Genomic DNA, 21,387 nt, shown 5'->3' with positions numbered 1-21,387 from the left:
GGATATATTTGACAGGGCGATCGCCCCCTGCTAGGATGGTCAACAACTTGTCTGAGGCAGGCTGAGACCCATGACCGCAACGTTGACCTCTACCACCGAAACCGCCTATTTTACCCACCTCAAATGCAAAGAGTGTGGCGCCGAGTACGAACCCCAAGCCATTCATGTCTGCGAATACTGTTTTGGCCCCCTAGAGGTGAAGTACGATCTGAGCCAATTGGCGGCAGCCGTAACGCGCAGCACGATTGAGGCGGGGCCAAAGTCCATTTGGCGTTACCGTCCCTTTTTGCCCGTGACATCGGCCAACCCCATTGATGTGGGCACAGGGATGACTCCCCTCCTCAAAGCCCAGCGGCTGGCTCGGCGACTCGGACTCAAGCATCTGTACATCAAAAACGATGCCGTGAATATGCCCACCTTGAGCTTCAAGGATCGGGTGGTATCGGTGGCGTTGACGCGGGCGCGGGAATTGGGTTTTACGACCGTCTCCTGTGCCAGTACCGGCAATTTGGCGAATTCAACGGCGGCGATCGCGGCTCATGCAGGGCTAGATTGCTGTGTCTTTATTCCAGCGGATCTGGAAGCGGGTAAGGTCTTGGGGACGCTCATCTATGGGCCAACGGTAATGGCCGTTGAGGGCAACTACGACCAAGTGAATCGCCTGTGCTCGGAAGTGGCGAATACCCACGGGTGGGGGTTTGTCAATATCAATTTGCGCCCCTACTATTCGGAAGGGTCAAAGACGCTCGGTTATGAGGTGATTGAACAGTTGGGCTGGCAGCTTCCTGACCACATTGTGGCTCCCTTGGCTTCTGGCTCTCTGTTCACGAAAATTTACAAGGGCTTCCGCGAATTTGTGGAAGTGGGTCTGGTGGCGGATAAACCCGTGCGCTGTAGTGGTGCCCAAGCAGTGGGCTGCTCCCCCATTGCCCAAGCCTATGCCGAGGGGCGGGATTTTGTGGCACCCGTGAAGCCCAACACCATTGCTAAGTCCATTGCCATTGGTAACCCCGCCGATGGGGTCTATGCCCTAGAGATTGCCCGCAAAACCAATGGGGCGATCGCAGCCGCCACCGATGAAGAAATTGTGGCCGGCATTAAGCTGCTGGCGGAAACGGAAGGTATTTTCACGGAAACCGCTGGCGGTACCACAATTGCCGTTCTTAAAAAATTGGTGGAATCGGGCAAAATTGACCCCGAAGAGGTGACGGTGGTCTATATCACCGGCAACGGCCTGAAAACCCAAGAGGCAGTGCAAAACGACATTGGTCAACCCCTGACGATCCAACCCAAGTTGGCTAGCTTTGAGCGTGCCTTAGAGCGATCGCGCACCCTCGAACGGTTGGATTGGCAACCGGTATTGGTCTAGTCGGTTTTCCCGACGCTGTGTTGAAGTTTATGGATGGTTTGTAGAGGTCTATGGCTATTACTGTTTTGATTCCGACGCCCTTGCAAAAGCTCACCCGCGATCAAGCAACGGTGGAGTGTCAAGCCCAATCGATCGCTGAGCTTCTGGAAAAGCTAGAGCAGGACTGCCCCGGCATTAAAGGGCGCCTCTGCGATGAAAGTGGCCAACTGCGGCGATTCGTCAATTTCTACGTCAACAATGAGGATATTCGCTTCCTCAATGGCATTGAAACGCCCCTCAAGGATGGCGACGAAGTCAGCATCATTCCCGCGATCGCTGGCGGCTAAGCAAGAGGAATTTGCTCCTGTTGAGAGGATTGAACCCTGATTTTAGCCCTGGGGGAAGGGAGAGACCCAAAAGCGATTGGAGTTCCTCTTCGGTGTAGATTTGCGCCGTCAGGGGCTGATTTTTAAGCCATGCTGCAAGCCGCTGATAGAGGACGCGATCGCCGCCAAGGCATCCACCGCTTCTGGGGAAGAGATTTGTTAGGATCAGGGCACTGTTTGCCGCTGCTGTTCGATGGTTCAGTCTTGGTTACAGCCCATTGCCAATTCCCCGATGCTAGCTCCCGCCAAGGATGTTGAGGATTCCCTACTGCTGCGCCTAGGGGTCTTGGGCATGGTGATTGTTGGCCTAGTGGCAACCGATGTGGCGGCGGATACTGCCAATAGTCTCTGGGCAGTTCCCCTCTCCATTGCGGGCTTTAGTTGGAGTTGGTGGGCACGGCGACAAAGAAATGTGGTGGCAAAGCTGGCGATCGCCGTTGGGATGTTGACGGCATTAGCGGTCTTTTTGGCGCGGTTGGCAGCACTGAACCAGGATTCACGGATTTTGCTGACGGAACTCTTGATTCAACTGCAAGTGCTCCATAGCTTTGACCTGCCCCGCCGCAAAGATTTGGGCTACTCAATGGTCATTGCCCTGATTTTAATTAGTGTGGCGGCCACCCTCAGTCAAACCATGACCTTTGGGGTTTTTCTGGTCATCTTTCTGGCGATCGCCCTACCCGTACTCGTCCTTGACTACCGCTCGCGCCTTGGCCTACTCTCCACCACCCTGAAATCCCTGCGCTTGCCTTGGCGGCAATGGGTCGGCCTCTTTGCCCTGATTCTTGGCTTGGGGATGGTGGTCTTTGTGCTGCTGCCGCGCTTCCCCGGCTATCAAATTCGCACCTTGCCTGTCAGTGCTGAAATTCAAGTGGCAGGGGAGTTTGACCAAACCCGGGTGATCAATCCGGGCTATGTCAGTGGCCGTGGTGGTGGTGGTGTTGGCGAGGAACTGGCCAATCAAACCTTTGACCCGAACTTTTACTATGGCTTTGGCTCTGAGATTGATCAGACCTTTGGCGGGAGCATGACGCCTAGGGAGTTAATGCGGGTGCGATCGCAAGCCCCCGGCTTTTGGCGCGTCCTTGCCTTTGATGAATATACGGGGCGGGGTTGGCGCATTAGTCGCAACGATAAGGCAGAAGTGCTGCGGCGTTCCCCTTGGAGTTTTCGCTATCTGCTGCCACAGCAACTCTCCCAAATGCCGACGCGGGAAGTGATTCAGACCTATACCATTGTCTCTGAGTTTAGTAACCTGATTCCCCATCTCTACGAACCCCGCGAACTCTATTTTCCCACCCGTGAAATTGCCCGTGACCCCGAGGGTGGCCTGCGGGCGCCGGTGCCCTTGCCCGAGGGGCTGACCTATTCTGTGATTTCCCAAGTGCCCGTGCGCGATCGCTCCCTGTTGCGCAGAGCGCCAAAATTAAATCACACCGTAGGCTATCAGTTTTACCTTGAAGTCCCCCCTGACCTGAAACCACGGCTGCAAGCGCTGGCCAAAGACCTCCTTGCCAAGGCCGATCGCTCGATTCCCGAACCCTACGAGCAAGCTCTCTACCTCACCCAAGCCCTGAAGCAATCCTATGCCCTGAAAACCGACATTCCCGAACTAGGCACAGATCAAGACTTGGTGGCCGCCTTTCTGTTTGAGTGGCAGGGGGGCTATCCCGATCACTTTTCCACGGCGTTGACGCTGTTACTGCGCAGTATTGGCATTCCCACGCGCTTGGTCACCGGTTTAGGAACGGGGGAATTTAACCCCTTCACGGGCTTGTATGTGGTTCGCAATACCGATGCCTATGCCCTGACGGAAGCCTACTTTCCCAATTTGGGCTGGTTTCTCTTTGATCCAATTCCGGGGCACGATCTCTATCCAGCCACCCTAGAGGTAGATCAGACCTTTAGCGTCCTCCAGCAGTTTTGGCAGTGGGTCACGGGATGGTTGCCGACCCCGGTGACGGGATTTTTTGGCATTATCTTTGCTACCCTCGAAACTGCTTTGCAAAAATTCTTTGATCTGTTTAGCCAAGGGCTGGGGGGGATTGTCCAAGGGATTTTGATTCTCTTTGGTGGCGTCATTGTGGTCTGGGGTTTGTGGTACGCTCTCCAGACGTGGCGATATCGTCAACGCCTGCAAAAACTGCCGCCGATCGCCCGCCTCTATGTACAAATGCTCGATGGTCTCGCCCAGCAGGGATTACCGAAGCGACCCAATCAAACTCCGTGGGAATACGCGCGATCGCTGCAAACCGCTGGCCGTCTTGATGCCGTCAGTCAGCGAGCCATTGAAACCCTGACGCAGGCCTATGTGGCTTGGCGCTATGGTGGTGATCAGCCCCCCTTGCCACCCCTGAAACGCGCCCTGAATCAACTGCGACAACAACGCTGGCGATCGCTGCAACGTACAGTAGCGGATCTGCATCTGCGCCGTCGTTAATCCTTGTCCTTGGGGTTGCTGTCATCGGCGAGGGCATCATCGCTCACTAGTTCGGTCACCAGCACCTTATCCACGCGGTTGCCATCCATATCCACCACTTCAAAGCGCAGGCCATCGGTTTCAATGTAATCTCCCGACTGGGGAATACGCCCAAATAGCGTAATGATTAGCCCGCCAAGGGTGTGGTAGTTGGCCGTGTCCTCCTCAGGTAAACTTTCCCGCCGCAGCAATTCCTTGAGTTCATAGGTCGAGAGCAACCCATCCAATAGCCACGAGCCATCCTCCCGCTGAATAATTTGCGGTTCCTCCCCCTCGTCGTGGCGCAGTGTGCCAATAATCGCCTCCGTGAGATCATTGAGCGTCACCAGTCCTTCGATGCCCCCGTATTCATCGGTAATCAGGGCAATGTGTTGACTCGACTGACGAAAGAGTTCAAGGACATCAAGTGCCGGTAGGCCTTCGGGAACAAAGAGCGCTGGTTGCAAAAGCTGGCGCAGGTCAATCTCTTGCTGGGTGAGACGAGCGGCCAAAAAGTCCTTGGCTGAAATAATTCCCAAGCAGTGATCAATGGTCTCTTCGGCCACGGGAAACCGCGAATGGGAACTGGCCAGAATTTCTGTTTCTATTTCTTCAAGCGAGGATTCAATATCCAGCCACACAATATCGGTGCGGGGGGTCATGATCGACTGAATCGGGCGATCGCCCAAGTTAAAAATCCGCGCCACCATGTCCTGCTCCGCCACCTCAAAGAGACCCGCCTGTGCCCCCTGTTCAATCAGGACTTTAATTTCATCCTCTGTAACCGTTTGGTCAGCAATGGTGGTAATGCCCAATACTTGCAGGATGGTGTCTGTGGAGACGCTGAGTAAATGCACAATCGGAGCCGCTAATTTCGTCAGCCATGTCATGGGTTTGGCAATGTTGCAGGCGATCGCCTCGGGGTACGTCATGGCAATGCGCTTGGGCACCAGCTCCCCAATCACTAGGGAGAGATAGGTAATGCCCGTCACCACAAGGGCAATACTCAAAGGCTGGCTGTATTGACCCAACCATGGCACGGGACTGAGGGCAGCCTGTAACCGCTGGGCAAGGGTGGCACCGCCCACGGCACCACTGAGAATCCCAATCAGGGTAATCCCAATTTGTATAGCCGAGAGAAAATTATTCGGGGAGTTGGCAAGTTTCAGAGCCACCTTCGCCTTGCGTTGACCCCGTTTTGCCAGTTGCTCAAGACGAACCTTGCGTGCAGAGACCACTGCGATTTCAGCACCAGCAAAAATGCCATTGGCGATGATGAGCAGCAGCACAAGTAAAATTTCTAAGGCAGCGGCAGACATTGCAGCTATTCTTCTAGGGGGAACCCCAGATATACAGTCTGAGTCGGCATTGTGGGTCGTCAGGCTTATTCAAGAGACTGCTCCTTTACTGCCGATGTTGTTTCTATCATGCTGAATAAATCGCCCCTCTGCCAGTGATATCGACCTGTTGAGGGGATGTGATTGGGTCATTAAGCAGTTTTGGCTGTTTCGAGGGGGTTCCATCCTTAGGGAAAAGAGTTGTATAGCAGTCAGGATACTGGAATCTGGGAGACTCTACAAGGGGGCGGAATCTTAGAATAGACGTGATGTTTCCCTCGCCAACCAATGCACGAGCGACTTCAACGCTTCCTTACCCTAGGGGCGATCGCGATTCTGGTGCTGTTAATTGTGGCTTTCCTCTGGAGCGAAGAGGCACTTCAGTCGCCGAGCCGCGCTTGGGAGACCCTCAGTAATGCAGTGATTACCTTGGTGGGGGAGTATCCCGATCGCCCGCGCACCCTGCTAGGGCAAGTCCTGCAGCTCGTACTACTGCTTTTTGGCACCTTTGCCTTTGGTGCCCTGATTGGCAAATTTTCCGCCTACTTTGTCACCCAAGCTCTTAGCCAAACCCTACCCATGAAACCCTTTAGCAACCACATCATTATTTGCAACTGGAATGCCAAGGCGCCCCTTGTGCTCCGCCAACTGATTGCCGCCAACGCCTACCATCCCCGTGACATTGTGCTTTTATGTGCTGAACCGATTGCACTGGATCCTGAATTCCAAGGGCGCCCGGATGTCTTTGTAGTGCAAGGGGATCCTACCCACCATGGCACCCTAGAGCGCCTCAATGCCCCCCAAGCCAAAGCCATTATTCTGCTTGCCGATGCCGACATGGAAGCTCCCGATGAAAAAAATGCCCTCATTGCCCTTGCGGTAAAGCACCTAGAGAAAACCCCTGGCCAAGAGCAGGATATTCATGTGGTGGCCGAATTGGTGAATAGCGATCGCCAGCGCCACCTCAAGGAAGCGGGGGTGGATGAAGTGATTTTGAGTCAGGACTATAGTTCTGGGATTCTGGCTCAAAGTGCCCTCTTTCGCCAAATGTCCGAGGTCTATCGGCAACTCCTGACCTATTCTGATCACACCAATGAGTTTTACTTCATTGAGCCAGGGCACTATCCCACTACCCTCTGTGGCCTCTCCTTTGCTGCCCTCAGTGCTTGGATGAGTGAGTACAGTAGCCGCCATCCAGAGAACCCGCTGCTCCTGATCGGGATTCGCCGCCAAAATCAGCAGGTGTTGCTCAACCCTCGTCCCTCAGACTTTCAGAGTCTTGACCCCACTGACACGCTGATTGTCATGGCCTATCGCCCCATCTATGACTTGCGGGGATAAACCCGTCCTTTCCAAGCACCGCCCCGACCTTGCCAGTGGCGCCGCGCCGAATCCAGTGTCATCAGCGTATAGAGGAAGGCAATCACAGGCAGTGTCAACGCCCAAGCCCTATTGAGGCCATAGAAACGCACCGTTGGCCCGTAGGCGATCGCCATGCTCCCCCAAGTGAGTCCCGCCATGACGGCTAAGGGTAGCGACTGACCGATCAGACCGATAGCAAGGGCAAGGGGCGCCCACAAATACACCAGTGTCATGCCAATCACGGTTCCCACCAGCAATAGCGGTGAATAGGACAACTGCGTATAGGCAGTGCGAGCCACCATCTGCCAAATACTGCTGAGGGTATTGTAGGCCCGCAAACTCACTGTTGTCGGTGTTAATCCCAGCCAAATGCGGTAGCCTGCGCGCTTTACCGCTGCTGCCAAGGAACAATCATCAATTAGGGCATCGCGAATACAGGCAATGCCTCCTATCTTGTCCAGGGCCAGAGGATCAATCAAAATACACCCCCCCGCTGCAGCCGCCGTTGATCGCTGTGGATCGTTGACCCAGCGGAAGGGATAGAGCTTGGCAAAGAAAAAGACAAAGGCGGGAATCAGCAATTTTTCCCAAATACTTTGGCAGCGCAGTTTCACCATCAGCGAGACAAGGGCACAGTTTTGCTGACGGGCGTGGGCGACCAATTGGCGCAAATTTTGGCGATCGTGGGCAATATCGGCATCTGTGAGCAGCAAGTAATCGGGATCAAACGCTCGGGCGGCCTCAATGCCTTGGGACAGCGCCCAGAGCTTACCTGACCAGCCGGAGGGGAGCGGTGTGCCTTCAATCACCGTTAGGCGATCGCCCTTGCCCAGTTCCAAAGCCGTTTGGCGAGCAATGTCCCCTGTGCCATCGTTACTTTGATCGTCCACCAAGATCAGATGTAGGGTTCCAGCATAGTCCTGTTCGAGGAGCGATCGCACACTGGTGCCAATCACCGCCGCCTCATTGCGAGCTGGAATGACAACCACCACCCTTGGCCAAGCCCTGAGGTCTCCCCCCTGTAGCCGCTGATCCGGGCGCCAAAACTGTCCCCAAAACAGCAGCAAAACCAGCCAGATTACCAAGGAAAGACCCGTTACACTCAACAGGATGAGAGTTAACACAAGGGGCATCGTCATCACAGTTCGCTATCGAGGACTTCTTCAGCCATAGGATTGAGGTGCTGATGCTGCTGTCGGCGCGATCGGCGGCGATATTTTTTCGGATCCAAGAGGGGTTCAAGGCGCTGCTGCCCTTGGCGGTCACTCTTGGCCTTCACTGGGGGTGCCTTCCCTAAGGATGGCTCTAAACTGGCCATTGTTTCTAGCTCATGCAAATACTCAATGTAGAGGAGGTAGCGCTCCCAATCACCGCGTACACAGCAGCCCGGTTCCTGATCGTGGCGACAGTTATCAAAGAGACACCGATCCTTGCTCAGCCGTTGGCGAATCTCCGGAAAAGCCGCCGCCAATTGCTGGGGGTCTTGGGGCAGTTCCGGCTGATTAAAGCCCGGTGTATCGGCAATCCAGCCCCCCGCTGGCAGGGGAAAGAGTTCCACATGGCGAGTGGTGTGCCGCCCCCGGTGCCAGTGATCCGAGACCGCACCGACGCGAATATCTTCCCGAGGTGTCAGATGGCGGATCAAGCTACTTTTGCCTACCCCCGACGGGCCACAGACAACTGTAATCTTATCGGCGAGGTGGGGATGCAGATGTTGCCAGTCGCTTCCTTGGGTGAGACTGAGGACATGGCAGTGATAGCCCCATTGATGCAGGCGATCGCGCCACTGCTGTTGCTCTTGCGCAGAAACTAAATCCGCTTTGGTGAAAAGCACCTGAATTTCGACATTCAATCCCTCGGCGGTCAAGAGAAAGCGGCTAATTTGATGGACATCAGCAGGAGGGTCAGCCAAGGCAAAAAGGAGCAACACTTGATCGACATTGGCGATCGCTGGGCGTGACAATTGATTGCGGCGGGGCAAAATCTCAGCGATCGCTCCGCGGTGTCCTTGCCAGTCGGGATGGCTCACCACTACCCAATCCCCCACACACACCTGTTGCCCCATCTTCTTGAGGCGGGCGCGGCGTACACACAGTAACTCCTCAATACCATTGGTGGCTTCCCGCAGGCGGACACGGTAGTAATTGGCCTGAACAGCCCGCACCAAGCCCACCAGATCACTCATGCCGGACGCTGCACCTGAAGGGCAAAATAGTCCTGCCGTGGCTCAATCCCAAGGACATCGTAGCCCGCCATGCGCAAACTATCGGGCACCTGCTCAATGGGTTCTCCTGCATCCAACCACACCTCAAGGGGCTGCTGGGGGGGCAACTGTTGCAGTCGCAGTTTTGTGCGCACAAAGTTCAAAGGACAGGGCGTTCCCCGTAGATCCAATGTTTCCATGGCAGGGCAAGTAACCAACTGCAACTATCTTCCCAAAAAGGCGACCACCTTGGCGAATACCTGTTCTCGCTCGACATCAAGGGGGAGCAAGTGATCCGACTCCTTGAACCAGTGCAATTCCTTTTCGGGGCTGCCTAGGTGTTCATAAATCCTCTGCGCCCCTTGGGGGTCAACGACCGTGTCAGCAAGGCTTTGCAGAATCAGTGTTGGCGTTGTGATCAGCGGCAGTTCCCGCTCCACTTGGGCAATCAGCTCAAGGGCACTGCGCACCGCTTGCAGGTTGAAACTTTTGAAAAAGCAGGCGGCTTCTGCTGCTTGGCGTAGGGGGCGATCGCGGATTGGTAGGCTGCGCCGAGGCACAAAGGGAATCCACTGGCCAACGGACTGCACAAGCCTCTCTGGAGCGACGGGGCAAAACCAAGGCCGATAGATGCGCAAAAAGGGGGCAAGGAGTACAAGAGAATCAACGGCATACTCATAGGCAAGATGAAGGGCTAGCGTTCCCCCAGTGGAAAAGCCCACCACGGCAACCGTGCGATGGCTGTCTCGTAAGGTCTTAAAGGCTGTCACTACTGCCTCATACCACTGCGGCCATGTCGAGGCGGGCATTTGGGCACTGGGGCGATCGTGCCCCGGATAGAGGATGCCCTGAACCGTCCAGCCTGCTTTGTAGAGAACCTCTCCCAAAAGTTGCAGTTCATAAACCCCACCCCCCAAGCCATGGAGTAACAAGCAGGCGCGATCGCCCGCAGCATGGCTATAGAAAAAGGGAAGATTAACGAGATTCACCAATGTACGCAAACACCACACGCTAGCACCATAAAAAATCTACCCCGATCGCCAGAGCAACCGAGGTAGAGGACGCGACGTTCATCTAGGCGGCAGTTCGCCTAAAGAGCCTAAAGATGAGCCTAAAAGCGTTCATGGAAGGTGCGGTTAATCACATCCAACTGTTGTTCGCGGGTGAGTTTGATAAAGTTCACCGCATAGCCCGACACCCGGATGGTGAGTTGGGGGTACAGTTCAGGGTGATCCATGGCATCCAACAACATTTCGCGGTTAAGCACGTTGACGTTGAGGTGGAAGCCTTGGTCGTGGATGTAGCCATCCAGCAGATTCACCAAGTTGCTGATTCGATCCTCCCGTGTCTTGCCAAGGGCACTGGGCACGATGGAGAACGTGTTGGAGATGCCATCTTGGGCATGGACATAGGGCAACTTGGCCACGGATGCCAGTGAGGCGATCGCCCCTTTCGTATCGCGACCGTGCATGGGGTTGGCGCCCGGCGCAAAGGGTTCACCGGCTTTGCGGCCATCGGGAGTATTGCCGGTTTTCTTGCCATAGACGACGTTGGAGGTAATCGTCAGGATTGACTGCGTAGGCACGGCATTGCGGTAGGTTTTGTGTTTGCGGATTTCATTCATGAAGGTTTCCACGACCCACACCGCGAGACTATCCACGCGATCGTCGTTGTTGCCGTACTTCGGAAAATCACCCTTAATCTCGTAGTCCACCGCCAACCCTTCGGCATTGCGGATCACTTTCACCTCGGCGTACTTAATGGCCGAGAGGGCATCCGCCACCACCGATAGACCCGCCACACCACAGGCCATGGTGCGAAAGACATCGCGATCGTGGAGCGCCATCTCCAGCCGCTCGTAGCAGTACTTATCGTGCATGTAGTGGATGACGTTGAGGGTATTGACATACACCTTCGCCAACCAAGCCATCATCTGTTCAAAGCGCGGCAGCACTTCTTCCCACTTCAGGGTGTCGCCTGTAATCGGCGCAAACATCGGTGCCACTTGCTGGCCAGAGACTTCATCCCGACCGCCATTGATTGCGTAGAGGAGGGCTTTGGCTAAATTCACCCGTGCCCCAAAGAATTGCATTTGTTTGCCGACCCGCATCGCTGAGACACAGCAGGCGATCGCGTAGTCATCGCCCCAGTAGGGACGCATCAAGTCATCGTTTTCGTATTGGATCGAACTGGTGTCAATGGAAACTTGGGCGCAGAAGCGTTTGAAGGCCTCTGGCAAGTTTTCCGACCACAGCACCGTCAAGTTGGGTTCGGGGGCAGGCCCAAGGGTATAGAGCGTATTCAGAATACGGAAGCTGGTTTTCGTCACCAATGGGCGACCATCAAGACCCATGCCACCAATGGATTCCGTGACCCATGTGGGATCGCCAGAGAAGAGTTCATTGTATTCCGGCGTCCGCAGGAAGCGCACCATCCGCAGTTTCATCACAAAGTGGTCAATCCATTCTTGGATCTCAGCTTCTGTGGCTGTGCCGTGGCGCAAATCCCGTTCAAAGTAAATGTCGAGGAAGGTGGAGACCCGCCCAAGGGACATGGCGGCGCCGTTTTGTTCTTTGACAGCCGCAAGGTAGCCAAAATAGAGCCACTGAATCGCCTCTTTGCCATTGGCCGCTGGCCGCGAAATATCAAAGCCATAGCTGGCGGCCATTTCCTTGAGTTCATTGAGGGCTTTGATTTGCTCTGAGAGTTCTTCCCGTAGGCGGATGGTTTCTTCGTCCATGACATCCACTTCTAGGGAAGCCTGCTGTGCCTGTTTGTCGGCAATCAAGCGATCTACCCCATAGAGAGCCACGCGGCGATAGTCACCAATAATCCGACCGCGGCCATAGGCATCCGGCAGTCCCGTAATGATCCCCGATTTACGACAGCGGCGCATTTCGGGTGTGTAGGCATCAAAGACGCCATCGTTATGGGTTTTGCGATATTTGGTGAAGATTTCCTTCGTGTGCGGATCCAATTCGTAGCCGTAGGCCTTGAGGGAGGTTTCAACAACGCGAATGCCACCAAAGGGCATAATCGCCCGTTTCAGGGGCTGATCGGTTTGCAGGCCAACGATTTGCTCCAACTCGCGATCAATGTAGCCCGGTGCGTGGGCTGTAATCGAAGAGGGGACACTGGTATCGGCATCGAGCACCCCTTTTTCGCGCTCTAGTGCCATCAGGTCGCGCACTTTTGCCCATAGTTGTTGGGTGCGATCGCTAGCGCCTGTGAGGAAGGAGGCATCCCCAGCGTAGGGGGTATAGTTGCGTTGAATAAAGTCGCGCACATCAATGCGATCGACCCAATCACCACCCGTAAATTCTCGCCATGCCGCTTCGGGCAATTCTGTGTAGCGTGTACAGTTCATAATCAATGTTCCTCATCAAGTGTGCAGCAATTTCTCGCGATCGCCCTTCACCAATAGCGATCGCCCCTTCAAACCAGCAAGAACCTGCTAACTGCAAATGCTAGAAAATACGCAAGAGATTAAGCGATTGCGATCAAACAAGAAATGCAAATGAACTTTTTGTAGGCCAAGCCTCATCACTCTTTTTTGGCCTGCTCACACCTACACTTTCATTATAACCCGTGGGTTCTAGGGACTTTTTTTACGAAATTTTTGCGGAATTGTTGCGCAACACAAATCTTTTTTTCATTTGTTTAGGTATTTAGGCCGCGATCGCCTCGGTGTCTGAACTTACCTGCAAGCGCTCAATTGCTGCATCCAGCAGGGCTAAACCAGCCTCTAGGGTTTCAATGCGACACAATTCACTGCGCAGTTCTGCGGCATCAGCAAAGCCCTTGGCGTACCACGTCAAATGTTTACGGGCTTGGCGAATCCCCCGTTCCCCCTTGTATTCCCAGAGGGCAATGAGATGATCCCGCGCACAGTGCAGACGTTCAACCACCGTTGGCGCAGGCCGCAATTCCCCGGTTTTCAAAAAGTGATCAATTTCCCCCACCAAGAAGGGATAACCCATCGTTCCTCGCGAGCACATCACCCCATCCGCCCCAGTTTGCTCTAGGCAGCGCACCGCCGCTTCCACCGAGAAAATATCGCCATTGGCAATCACGGGAATACTGACGCGCTCCTTCACCCGCGCAATCCACTCCCAGCGAGCTGGGCCATTAAAGCCTTGGGCACGGGTTCGCCCATGAACTGTGATCATGGCAGCGCCAGCATCTTCCATCGCCTTGGCAAAGTCAAGGATATTAATCTCCTGATCGCTCCAACCAATGCGGGTTTTGACCGTAACCGGCACAGGCACCGCCTTGGAGACCGTCCGCACAATTGTTGCTGCCGTTTGCACATCCCGCAGCAGCGAAGAACCACCGCCATTCTTCGTAATTTTATTCACGGGGCAGCCCATATTGATATCTACCGTATCCGCCCCTTCAGCCACCGCCTTTATCGCTGCTTCCGCTAGAAAATCAGGGCGGCAGTCAAAAAGCTGAATACTAATGGGGTGCTCATTGGCATCCACTTCCATGATCCGGGGCAATGTTTTCAGATAGTGCAACCCCGAAGCACTGACCATCTCCGTGTACATCATTGAGTCGGGGGCATAACGGCGCACCAATCGCCGAAACACCAAATCAGTTACCCCGGCCAACGGGGACTGCAAGACCCGACTATTGACCGTAACAGAGCCAATCTGCAATGGCGTTGCCAAACGGGCTTTTAGCTCTGGAGACAGGGTTAACATAACTCCCACGAAAGCTCAATGCTGCTGCTGCGGTGTTTGCTCTTGATAGGCTGAGTAGACTGCCCGCACATTATACCAGTTCAAAAAGATACGAGCCACTTCCAAGGCATCTTGAGGGCGACCGATATTAATCAGCCATTGCAACAGGGGCGCCAGTGTTTTTTCATTGAGAATGCCGCCGAGGGATAGGATGGCCCAAAGGAAATAGTGAAAGGGCGTCATTTGAATCATGAGCTTCACTTCCCAAATGGGATGCTTTTTATAGAACAAGACCCCCATTCGTCCCCTTTCAATCTCTTTCTGAATCAGGGTGGGCACTTGACTGAGGGAAAAGGGGGGATGCCAGTGGTAGCCAACGGCTGCGGGGCACTTCAGCAATCGCAAACCCAATTTCTTGAGGCGCACCCCTAGTTCTAAATCTTCCCAGCCATAGAGTTGAAACTGGGTATCAAAGAGGCCTGCTTTTTCCAACCAATGGCGGGCGATCGCCACATTTCCCGTTGCAAAATAGGCGGCTGAAAAATCAACAATTTTATAGGGTTCTGAGGTTGGGTCTTCAAAATTACAGGTATTAATCACACGACCATAGGAAAAAGCAGGAACCTGAGCAATATCCTCAATGCCAAGACGTTCTTTTTCTTGAGTTAAGCACTTCCCATGGGCTTCTAAAAACGTTTCCGTCACCACCAAGTCACTATCAATAAAGATAATCCAGTCACCCTTGGCCACCTGCAGACCTAAGTTACGAGCCGCTGCCGGACCCAGATGTTCCTGTTGAAACCAGCGGACACAGGGAAACGCTTCACGATGTGCCTCAAGCCACTCAATGGTGTTGTCTGTTGAGCCATCGTCAACAATAATGACCTCATAGCCCTCAATGCCTAAGTCTGGATTCCACGTTTGATGGGCGATCGCGCGAACACACTTTTCTAGAATGGGCAAGCGATTATAGGTAGGAATTACGACACTAAAAAACATGATCACTCCAGAAATGTGGTCTTGAGCTACTCAACTAGCTTGTTCTATCTAAAACCCAACTATGAAAACGGTGGTAACAAAGGCGTGGGAAGGCATGGTGGAGAATTTTTTCTGCTTCTGTTCCTTTATAACATTGCTTTAACTGCCGCAGGAGTTGGAATGTTTTCCACAAATCTTTCTCTGCTTCTTGAGCCTCAGTTGCTGAAATTCCTAGCTTGGCACTCAGTAGTTGTTGCCAGTGGCGCGAACGAATCCGTTGACTATTTTGAGCTTGCTGCCGACGATAAAGGCTGGAGGTTTGTTTGCGATGCACTCGGTACTGCAGAAGCACCTCTGGCACATTCCCCATCTTGAACCCTGCCGCCCATGCCCGCTGCCAGAGATCATAATCTTCCACCAGTGACCACTCAAAGGAGTACCTCAGTTCTTTGAAAACACTGGAGTGACCCATTACAGATGGATGGGCAAAAGGTACACCAAATAACAATTCAATTTCGCAACCTTCATGGGAAGGAGGATAGTGCCAAGAACCAATCGCTGCCCCAATGAGCTGAACAGATGAGCCACAAAGATGTAGTTTATTTTTTTCTAGAAATTCAAGTTGACTTTCTAACCTGTTAGGTAAAGTCAAATCATCTGCATCCATTCTAGCGATATACTGACCCTTAGCAAGTTCAATTGCTTGATTCATTGTATAAATCAAACCTTGATTATCCCGACGAATTAAATGAATACGAGCATCAAGTTTTGCATAATTTGATAAAATTTCAAAGGAATTATCTGAAGAACCATCATCAATAACAATGAATTCAAAATCATTAAAGGATTGATCAAGAATAGAATTTATAGCTAATTCAATATATTGGTCAGAATTAAAAACTGGTAAAATAACTGAAATAGTCGGACTATTGTGTATATTCATCATTAACAATAACTAAATCATCTCAAATTCTAATCCAAGTCTTTGGAATTAAATCCGAGTCATCTTTATCAGATGTGGCGAACCATTTTTGAGGAGCAATTACAATTTTTTCAGGGCTATTATTTAGCCAAGCTCCCCACCAACTAAATGTACTGTTGGCAATAATATGATGACGACATAGACTCATTAATCGCATATCATTATAGCTCTCCTGACCAGTATTATTTTCCACATAGTAAACAGGGTGCGAGATCTCTAAGTTTGATTTTGCCCATTCAATTTCATCTGAGAAAATGAAAAATACAGGATCAGCGACAAGGGTAGTGATATATTCAACTGCTCTGTGATAGTAATCAAGGCTACAGACACCATGAACTTTGTGTGTCGTTAAATTAGAAATATAATCCCCACGTCGGATGTGAAGACTGACCGAATGACACTGGGTAATTTTATCTGCCCATTGAGCATTTATTTCTGACAAGGGTTTCCTAAACTTGAAATCTTCCCGTAGAACGTCAGCAATTTTGCTAAAGTATTTTTCTGATTGCCAGTAGCCCTGAAGGTAGGCAATGTCGGGGACAGAATGAATTTTCTCCCAATAGTGATAGTGAGGTTCAAGAATTAGTCGTCCCTTACATAGTGCTGAAAGTCTAAGGTTGGCGATCGCTCTCCTGATTTTTGGTACCCCCCACCACCCCAAAACAGACTTCAAATCCTCAAGAGAAGCAATCGGAGCCTCACAGCAAAATACACGATGTAGCTCAAACCCTTGATGAAGCTGGTAACTTGCAAAATCGGAAATATCTAAACGCAAGGGCACTCCCCTAGTCATAGACAAAGCCCTTCCTACAGCATACTGGAACATCTGATTGCCAAGGCCACCGATAAGATTGACAAAGATCATCATTCCGAGTGTTTATGACTAGCGTTGACTTGATCCAAAATGCCGTGAACAATGGTCTGCACAAAGTGAGCAATAGAAAACCGCTGTGCTTGGGGAGAGTGCAGAAAATTCCAAATCGCTTGCTGGTAGCCTTTATAGATCTCTTCTGGCATCGTCTTGAGAAAGTTGTATAAAGAGTCGTAGGAAGAAAACTCTCTACGGTCAATAAAACAAGCCTTAGGAATGTAGTCGGTAATGTCTGGTGCCCCCCAGTAGATCGGCACGTTCCCGGCGCAAAAGGCATCAAAAATTTTCTCTGTGATGTAACCACGAAAAATCGCGTTCTCATAGACAATCGAGAAGCGGGACTGTCGTAATACTTCACTCTTTGTGAGCACAATGCCCCGCCAAGACGGAAATGGGGGCAATGGTCTGTGAATCCACCTTTTTTCTAAGGCGTGAATGATATCTCCTACCACGGGCTGTTGGGCTGAATGATTCCAACCGTGACCATAAAGGGCAAAGTCCTGTGGTGCATGACGTTCAAACCAGCGAATAGCTCTGACCCGCTCGCGGTAGAGATCTTGAGAGGGAGCCCACCAAGCCAAAGCCTTATTACTGTTGATTAAAACAACCAACTGAGGACGTTGCCCATAGCCATCTACACCACCTGTTATCTTGAACGGGTGAGGCAGTTGAATTTGCTGAGCCTGCTTGATAGCTAGATCAGGGTTCCAAGTAAACACACTTTGATAGCGACGCAATAAGAACCGCTGCCCATTGGCTGGATAGATCAAGGGATGTTCAGCGAGAATTACAAACTTTGGAGACTTAGAGCGGGGAGCTTGAACATTAAGATGGAGTTCAAAATCGGGGTCATGACAGCATTCATCAAGGCCAACAAGTTCAACGCCTTGAGCACGAAACCCCTCCCGCAGGGCAACCCAAGGCTGTGTTAGCCCGTCTGGAGATCCATTCGGATCAAAAAATACGGCTGTGGGAATATCAGGATAGACAAAAAGACCAGTTAATCTTTGCTTTGTCATTGCATGATTTTCTAGGTTAAAACTCAAATGCTCTTTAAGCGCCAGCTTTCCCAAACAAATTCATAATTCCACATTTCAATATGAGTTCTTGTTAGCTGAGAGCGTAAATTCTGACGCTTTTCCTCTGCGTTCTCAACAAAATTATGAAACTGAATCTGAAGATATTTTATCTTTTCTATTAAATCAGAATCGATGAGCTTTTTCACTAAATTATACTCTCCTCCTTCAATGTTAATTTTCATCAAATCTACTTTTTCGATACCAAGCTCCTTGAAAACAGTAGCACAGTTTCGTAGTTGGGCTATTTCCTCTGATGTTTTTGAATTTCTTTTATAAAAACTTGACGAGTCCTCAGCTATGTGAATTTGAGAAATTTTATCGGCGTCAGACAGTCCATAATTCAGGGCAATAATCTTTGCATTACCAGTAAACCGTTGCTTACAAATATGATAGAAGACTGAAACCGGTTCAAAAACAAATACTCGACAATTGAATTTCTCATGAATGAGAGCAGTAAAGTCTCCTTTATATCCCCCCACATCTAGGACAATGCTCTCTGCATCAAGTGGATAATCAAGCCGCAAGGTACTATCGCCTTTATCTCGAAACCAGCGACGAACCTCTCTTTGAAATGAGTTTTGAATTAGCAATGAGTCAAGCCAGTCTAAAACTTTGTTCATACCTAAAAAATTTGATAAATGTCAATAAATCAAACGAGGTAAATCCCTAGGTCACTAACAGCCCGCTTACAACGCTTACGAAGCGATAAAAACGGCTACCATTGCCACCAAAGCCCCCACCGTTGTGTTGATGCCGTTAACGATTTCATTACTCAGCCAAGTGTAGCGTTCCTGAAGGGTGGCTCCCACGAGACTCTCCACAAGGTTGGCTAGGAAAGCAGCAAGGAGACAAATGGGGAGGGCGATCGCCCCCATCAAGCCCACACTCCAGCCTAGCGCAGCAATCACGGTGGCACCAATTAGACCGGCCAGTGTTCCCTCTAAACTCACCGCTCCCTCTGTCCCTCGGGGCACTGGTTGCAATGTGGTAATGAGAAAGGTGCGCTGACCATAGGCTTTGCCCACTTCACTGGCACAGGTGTCTGACAGCTTGGTGCTAAAACTGGCCACAAACCCCACCAAAAATAACTCCCGCCATTGGGGTAGCAGGAGAGCAAGGAGTGCACAGAGGGTGCCTGTAAAGGCTGATCCCCAGACATTCTCTGGGCCGCGCGCCCCGGCGCGTTTTTCAGCAATGCCTGCGGCCTCTTTTTCGGCCATGCCAATGCGGGTGACGGCTGAACCGACAAGGAAATAGACCATGACAATCAGATAGCCCTGCCAGCCTAAGGTGCCCCAAATCAGCACGCCGAGGAGCCACGCATGGAAGAGACCTGCTAGGGTGAGTAATTTTTGCCGTGTAAGGAGGGCGATCGCCCCAAGGACGGTATTGAGCAAAATACCTATCCACCAAGGGTTCAGCAAAAGGATGCCATCCACGAGAACCGCACTCCGACTGTACTGGCAGCACCTTATCATACTTTTCAGGCATAGAGGACAAATGATGATCACTTGGCTATTGGAGCCACTGCAACATGCATTTATGGTTAAGGCGCTGGGGGTAAGCACCCTTGTGGGTTGTGTGTGTGCGGTATTGTCCTGTTTTTTAACCCTAAAGGGCTGGGCCTTGATGGGGGATGCGGTGTCCCATGCGGTCTTGCCCGGTGTGGTCTTGGCCTACTGGCTGGGGCTGCCCTTTGCTTTGGGGGCTTTTGTCTTTGGTCTGATGGCCGTGACCCTCATTGGCTTTATTCAACAGCAGACACGGGTGAAGGAGGATACAGTCATTGGCTTGGTGTTTACGGGCTTTTTTGCCTTGGGGTTAGTGCTGCTCTCGAAGACCGCCAGTAGTGTTGACCTGATGCATATTCTCTTTGGGAATGTCTTGGGGATTAGCGATCGCGACCTCTGGCAAACAGTGATTGTGAGCCTCATGACACTGATCACGATCGCCCTACTGCATCGGGATTTGATTCTCTTTTGCTTTGACCCGACCCATGCCCGCACCATTGGCCTGAATACGACGCTGCTGTACTATCTCCTGCTGGCGCTGCTGTCCCTCACCACCGTGGCTGCCCTGCAAACCGTGGGCATTATTCTCGTCGTGGCGATGCTAATTACACCGGGGGCAACGGCCTATTTGCTGAGCGATCGCTTTGGCATCATGGTACTCATTGCCTTGGCGGTGGGTGGCCTTGGCAGTTTATTGGGAACCTACCTCAGTTACTATCTCGATGCGTCAACAGGTGGCTGTATTGTTGTCCTGCAAACAGTGATTTTTTTGCTGGCGATGATTTTTGCCCCCAAGCACGGTCTGTTGGCCAAAGCCCGCTCTCCCCTGAGTTAGGTTTAAGGATTATTTTGTGGGGTGTTGCCGATGCCTTTGCTAGAGTTCATGATATAGTTGCCCCATATTTATCATGGGTGAAGACAGTTGCGTTATGGAGTCAGATCAACAGTGGCCTACGGAACCTGTTCCCTCTGAAGTCCCCGCCTCCTTTGTTTCGGGAGAGGTAGGCATTGCATCTGGCGACAATGGCCATGGCGCACCAACCGATGTGTTAAGGAGTTATGACAGCTTGGTGGAAACTTCAGCAGCGCGCATCAAAGTGATTGGTGTCGGTGGGGGCGGTGGCAACGCAGTCAACCGCATGATTGCCAGTAATGTGGCGGGTGTTGAATTTTGGTGCGTCAATACTGATGCGCAGGCGATCGCCCAATCCCAGGCCCACCGCTGCCTGCAAATTGGCCAGAAACTCACCCGTGGTCTCGGCGCCGGTGGCAACCCCGCCATTGGTCAAAAAGCGGCCGAAGAATCCCGCGAAGACCTTGCTGCGGCACTCAAGGATGCCGATTTGATTTTCATTACCTGCGGCATGGGAGGTGGTACCGGCACTGGCGCTGCCCCAATTGTGGCTGAAGTGGCTAAGGAACAGGGCGCCCTAACTGTTGCAGTCGTCACCCGTCCCTTTACCTTTGAGGGTCGTCGTCGAGCGAGCCAAGCGGATGAAGGAATCGAAGCCCTGCAAAGTCGTGTTGACACCCTCATCGTGATTCCCAATGACAAGATTCTCTCAGTGATTTCGGAGCAAACATCGGTTCAGGATGCGTTTCGAGTGGCCGATGATGTCCTGCGCCAAGGGGTTCAAGGGATTTCCGACATTATTAACCTGCCGGGGCTGATTAACGTTGATTTCGCCGATATTCGTTCGGTGATGGCTGATGCCGGTTCTGCCATGATGGGTATTGGTATTGCCTCTGGCAAGTCACGAGCTACGGAAGCTGCCGTCAGTGCAATTTCTTCGCCCCTACTGGAGGGGTCGATTGAGGGTGCCAAGGGCGTTGTCTTCAATATTACGGGGGGCACAGATCTCACCCTCCATGAGGTCAATGCCGCTGCCGAGGTGATCTACAATGTGGCCGATGCTAACGCCAATATCATTTTCGGTGCGGTGATTGATCCCCAAATGCAAGGGGAAGTTCAAGTCACCGTTATTGCCACTGGCTTTAGTGGTGAACCCATTAGCCGCACCCGTGCCACAACCAAAACGACACCCCTAACGAACCGCCCCCTAACGACGGCATCGCCTCCCCCGGAAGCCCCCGCAACACAACCAGAGGTTGAAGCCAAGCCGAAGTTAGACATTCCTGAGTTTCTCCAGCGACGGCGACCGAATCCTTAGGTATTATAAGGTGCCT

Annotated in this window: 19 protein-coding genes; 6 read left to right on the top strand and 13 right to left on the bottom strand. The window is 52.1% G+C overall.

Annotated elements, in window-relative coordinates:
• The first annotated feature begins 70 nt into the window (after nucleotides 1-70).
• The 3 genes from thrC to RHK62_RS06180 all read left to right on the top strand — a co-directional run bounded on the left by thrC (nucleotide 71) and on the right by RHK62_RS06180 (nucleotide 4,174).
• Nucleotides 71-1,369: a threonine synthase gene (gene thrC / locus RHK62_RS06190; protein WP_310453448.1), complete on the top strand. Its 1,299-nt coding sequence runs from the start codon at nucleotides 71-73 to the stop codon at nucleotides 1,367-1,369.
• 50 nt (nucleotides 1,370-1,419) lie between these two features.
• Nucleotides 1,420-1,695: a MoaD/ThiS family protein gene (locus RHK62_RS06185; RefSeq protein WP_302676484.1), complete on the top strand. Its 276-nt coding sequence runs from the start codon at nucleotides 1,420-1,422 to the stop codon at nucleotides 1,693-1,695.
• 232 nt (nucleotides 1,696-1,927) lie between these two features.
• A complete protein-coding gene (locus RHK62_RS06180) occupies nucleotides 1,928-4,174 on the top strand; it encodes a DUF3488 and DUF4129 domain-containing transglutaminase family protein (RefSeq protein ID WP_310453447.1) in 2,247 nt (748 codons plus the stop codon).
• Here the strand turns inward: RHK62_RS06180 and RHK62_RS06175 are convergent.
• On the bottom strand, nucleotides 4,171-5,511 hold the full coding sequence (locus RHK62_RS06175; protein WP_302679088.1) for a hemolysin family protein: 1,341 nt from the start codon (nucleotides 5,509-5,511) through the stop codon (nucleotides 4,171-4,173). The two genes, RHK62_RS06180 and RHK62_RS06175, sit on opposite strands and share 4 nt — an antisense overlap.
• A gap of 306 nt (nucleotides 5,512-5,817) precedes the next feature.
• Between RHK62_RS06175 and RHK62_RS06170 the strand changes: the two genes are divergently transcribed.
• Nucleotides 5,818-6,870 (top strand): TrkA family potassium uptake protein, encoded by a 1,053-nt coding sequence (locus RHK62_RS06170; protein WP_302676487.1) that lies wholly within the window; start codon nucleotides 5,818-5,820, stop codon nucleotides 6,868-6,870.
• Here RHK62_RS06170 and RHK62_RS06165 read toward each other — a convergent pair.
• From RHK62_RS06165 to RHK62_RS06110, 12 genes are all read right to left on the bottom strand, one after another.
• Nucleotides 6,852-8,030, bottom strand: a complete 1,179-nt coding sequence (locus RHK62_RS06165) for a glycosyltransferase (protein ID WP_302679087.1) — start codon at nucleotides 8,028-8,030, stop codon at nucleotides 6,852-6,854. The two genes, RHK62_RS06170 and RHK62_RS06165, sit on opposite strands and share 19 nt — an antisense overlap.
• A complete protein-coding gene (rsgA, locus tag RHK62_RS06160; protein WP_310438390.1) occupies nucleotides 8,030-9,076 on the bottom strand; it encodes a small ribosomal subunit biogenesis GTPase RsgA in 1,047 nt (348 codons plus the stop codon). Before rsgA ends, RHK62_RS06165 begins: the two co-directional genes overlap by 1 nt.
• Nucleotides 9,073-9,294, bottom strand: coding sequence for a sulfurtransferase TusA family protein (locus RHK62_RS06155; RefSeq protein ID WP_149817527.1), 222 nt, complete (start codon nucleotides 9,292-9,294; stop codon nucleotides 9,073-9,075). The genes rsgA and RHK62_RS06155 overlap by 4 nt, the downstream gene beginning before the upstream one ends.
• A 24-nt stretch (nucleotides 9,295-9,318) precedes the next feature.
• The gene (locus RHK62_RS06150; RefSeq protein ID WP_255521518.1) at nucleotides 9,319-10,104 is read right to left on the bottom strand and encodes a carboxylesterase; all 786 of its coding nucleotides are present in this window, start codon (nucleotides 10,102-10,104) and stop codon (nucleotides 9,319-9,321) included.
• A 101-nt stretch (nucleotides 10,105-10,205) separates the two neighbouring features.
• Nucleotides 10,206-12,461: a formate C-acetyltransferase gene (gene pflB / locus RHK62_RS06145; RefSeq protein WP_206201464.1), complete on the bottom strand. Its 2,256-nt coding sequence runs from the start codon at nucleotides 12,459-12,461 to the stop codon at nucleotides 10,206-10,208.
• Nucleotides 12,462-12,762: 301 nt separating this feature from the next.
• Nucleotides 12,763-13,800, bottom strand: coding sequence for a tRNA dihydrouridine synthase DusB (gene dusB / locus RHK62_RS06140; RefSeq protein WP_206201463.1), 1,038 nt, complete (start codon nucleotides 13,798-13,800; stop codon nucleotides 12,763-12,765).
• Between the two features lie 15 nt (nucleotides 13,801-13,815).
• A complete protein-coding gene (locus RHK62_RS06135; RefSeq protein WP_310453446.1) occupies nucleotides 13,816-14,778 on the bottom strand; it encodes a glycosyltransferase family 2 protein in 963 nt (320 codons plus the stop codon).
• 34 nt (nucleotides 14,779-14,812) lie between these two features.
• Nucleotides 14,813-15,703 (bottom strand): glycosyltransferase, encoded by an 891-nt coding sequence (locus RHK62_RS06130; RefSeq protein ID WP_310453445.1) that lies wholly within the window; start codon nucleotides 15,701-15,703, stop codon nucleotides 14,813-14,815.
• 19 nt (nucleotides 15,704-15,722) lie between these two features.
• Nucleotides 15,723-16,607, bottom strand: coding sequence for an alpha-1,2-fucosyltransferase (locus tag RHK62_RS06125; protein ID WP_310453444.1), 885 nt, complete (start codon nucleotides 16,605-16,607; stop codon nucleotides 15,723-15,725).
• The gene (locus RHK62_RS06120; RefSeq protein ID WP_310438394.1) at nucleotides 16,604-17,683 is read right to left on the bottom strand and encodes a glycosyltransferase family 10 domain-containing protein; all 1,080 of its coding nucleotides are present in this window, start codon (nucleotides 17,681-17,683) and stop codon (nucleotides 16,604-16,606) included. The genes RHK62_RS06125 and RHK62_RS06120 overlap by 4 nt, the downstream gene beginning before the upstream one ends.
• On the bottom strand, nucleotides 17,653-18,309 hold the full coding sequence (locus RHK62_RS06115) for an FkbM family methyltransferase (protein WP_206201459.1): 657 nt from the start codon (nucleotides 18,307-18,309) through the stop codon (nucleotides 17,653-17,655). The genes RHK62_RS06120 and RHK62_RS06115 overlap by 31 nt, the downstream gene beginning before the upstream one ends.
• A 75-nt stretch (nucleotides 18,310-18,384) precedes the next feature.
• Nucleotides 18,385-19,167, bottom strand: a complete 783-nt coding sequence (locus RHK62_RS06110) for a TIGR00297 family protein (RefSeq protein WP_310744219.1) — start codon at nucleotides 19,165-19,167, stop codon at nucleotides 18,385-18,387.
• A gap of 22 nt (nucleotides 19,168-19,189) precedes the next feature.
• Here RHK62_RS06110 and RHK62_RS06105 point away from each other — a divergent pair, with 22 nt between their 5' ends.
• Nucleotides 19,190-20,035, top strand: a complete 846-nt coding sequence (locus RHK62_RS06105) for a metal ABC transporter permease (RefSeq protein WP_304941103.1) — start codon at nucleotides 19,190-19,192, stop codon at nucleotides 20,033-20,035.
• Nucleotides 20,036-20,129: 94 nt separating this feature from the next.
• Nucleotides 20,130-21,371 carry a cell division protein FtsZ gene (gene ftsZ / locus RHK62_RS06100; RefSeq protein ID WP_310445799.1) on the top strand — a complete coding sequence of 414 codons (1,242 nt, stop codon included), beginning with the start codon at nucleotides 20,130-20,132 and terminating at the stop codon, nucleotides 21,369-21,371.
• Nucleotides 21,372-21,387 lie beyond the last annotated feature (16 nt).

Source organism: Thermosynechococcus sp. HY213 (assembly GCF_031460975.1).
In the GTDB taxonomy this organism is placed as follows: domain Bacteria; phylum Cyanobacteriota; class Cyanobacteriia; order Thermosynechococcales; family Thermosynechococcaceae; genus Thermosynechococcus.
The sequence above is the reverse complement of the archived record's forward strand: the minus strand, read 5'-3'. Positions and strand labels throughout refer to the sequence as shown.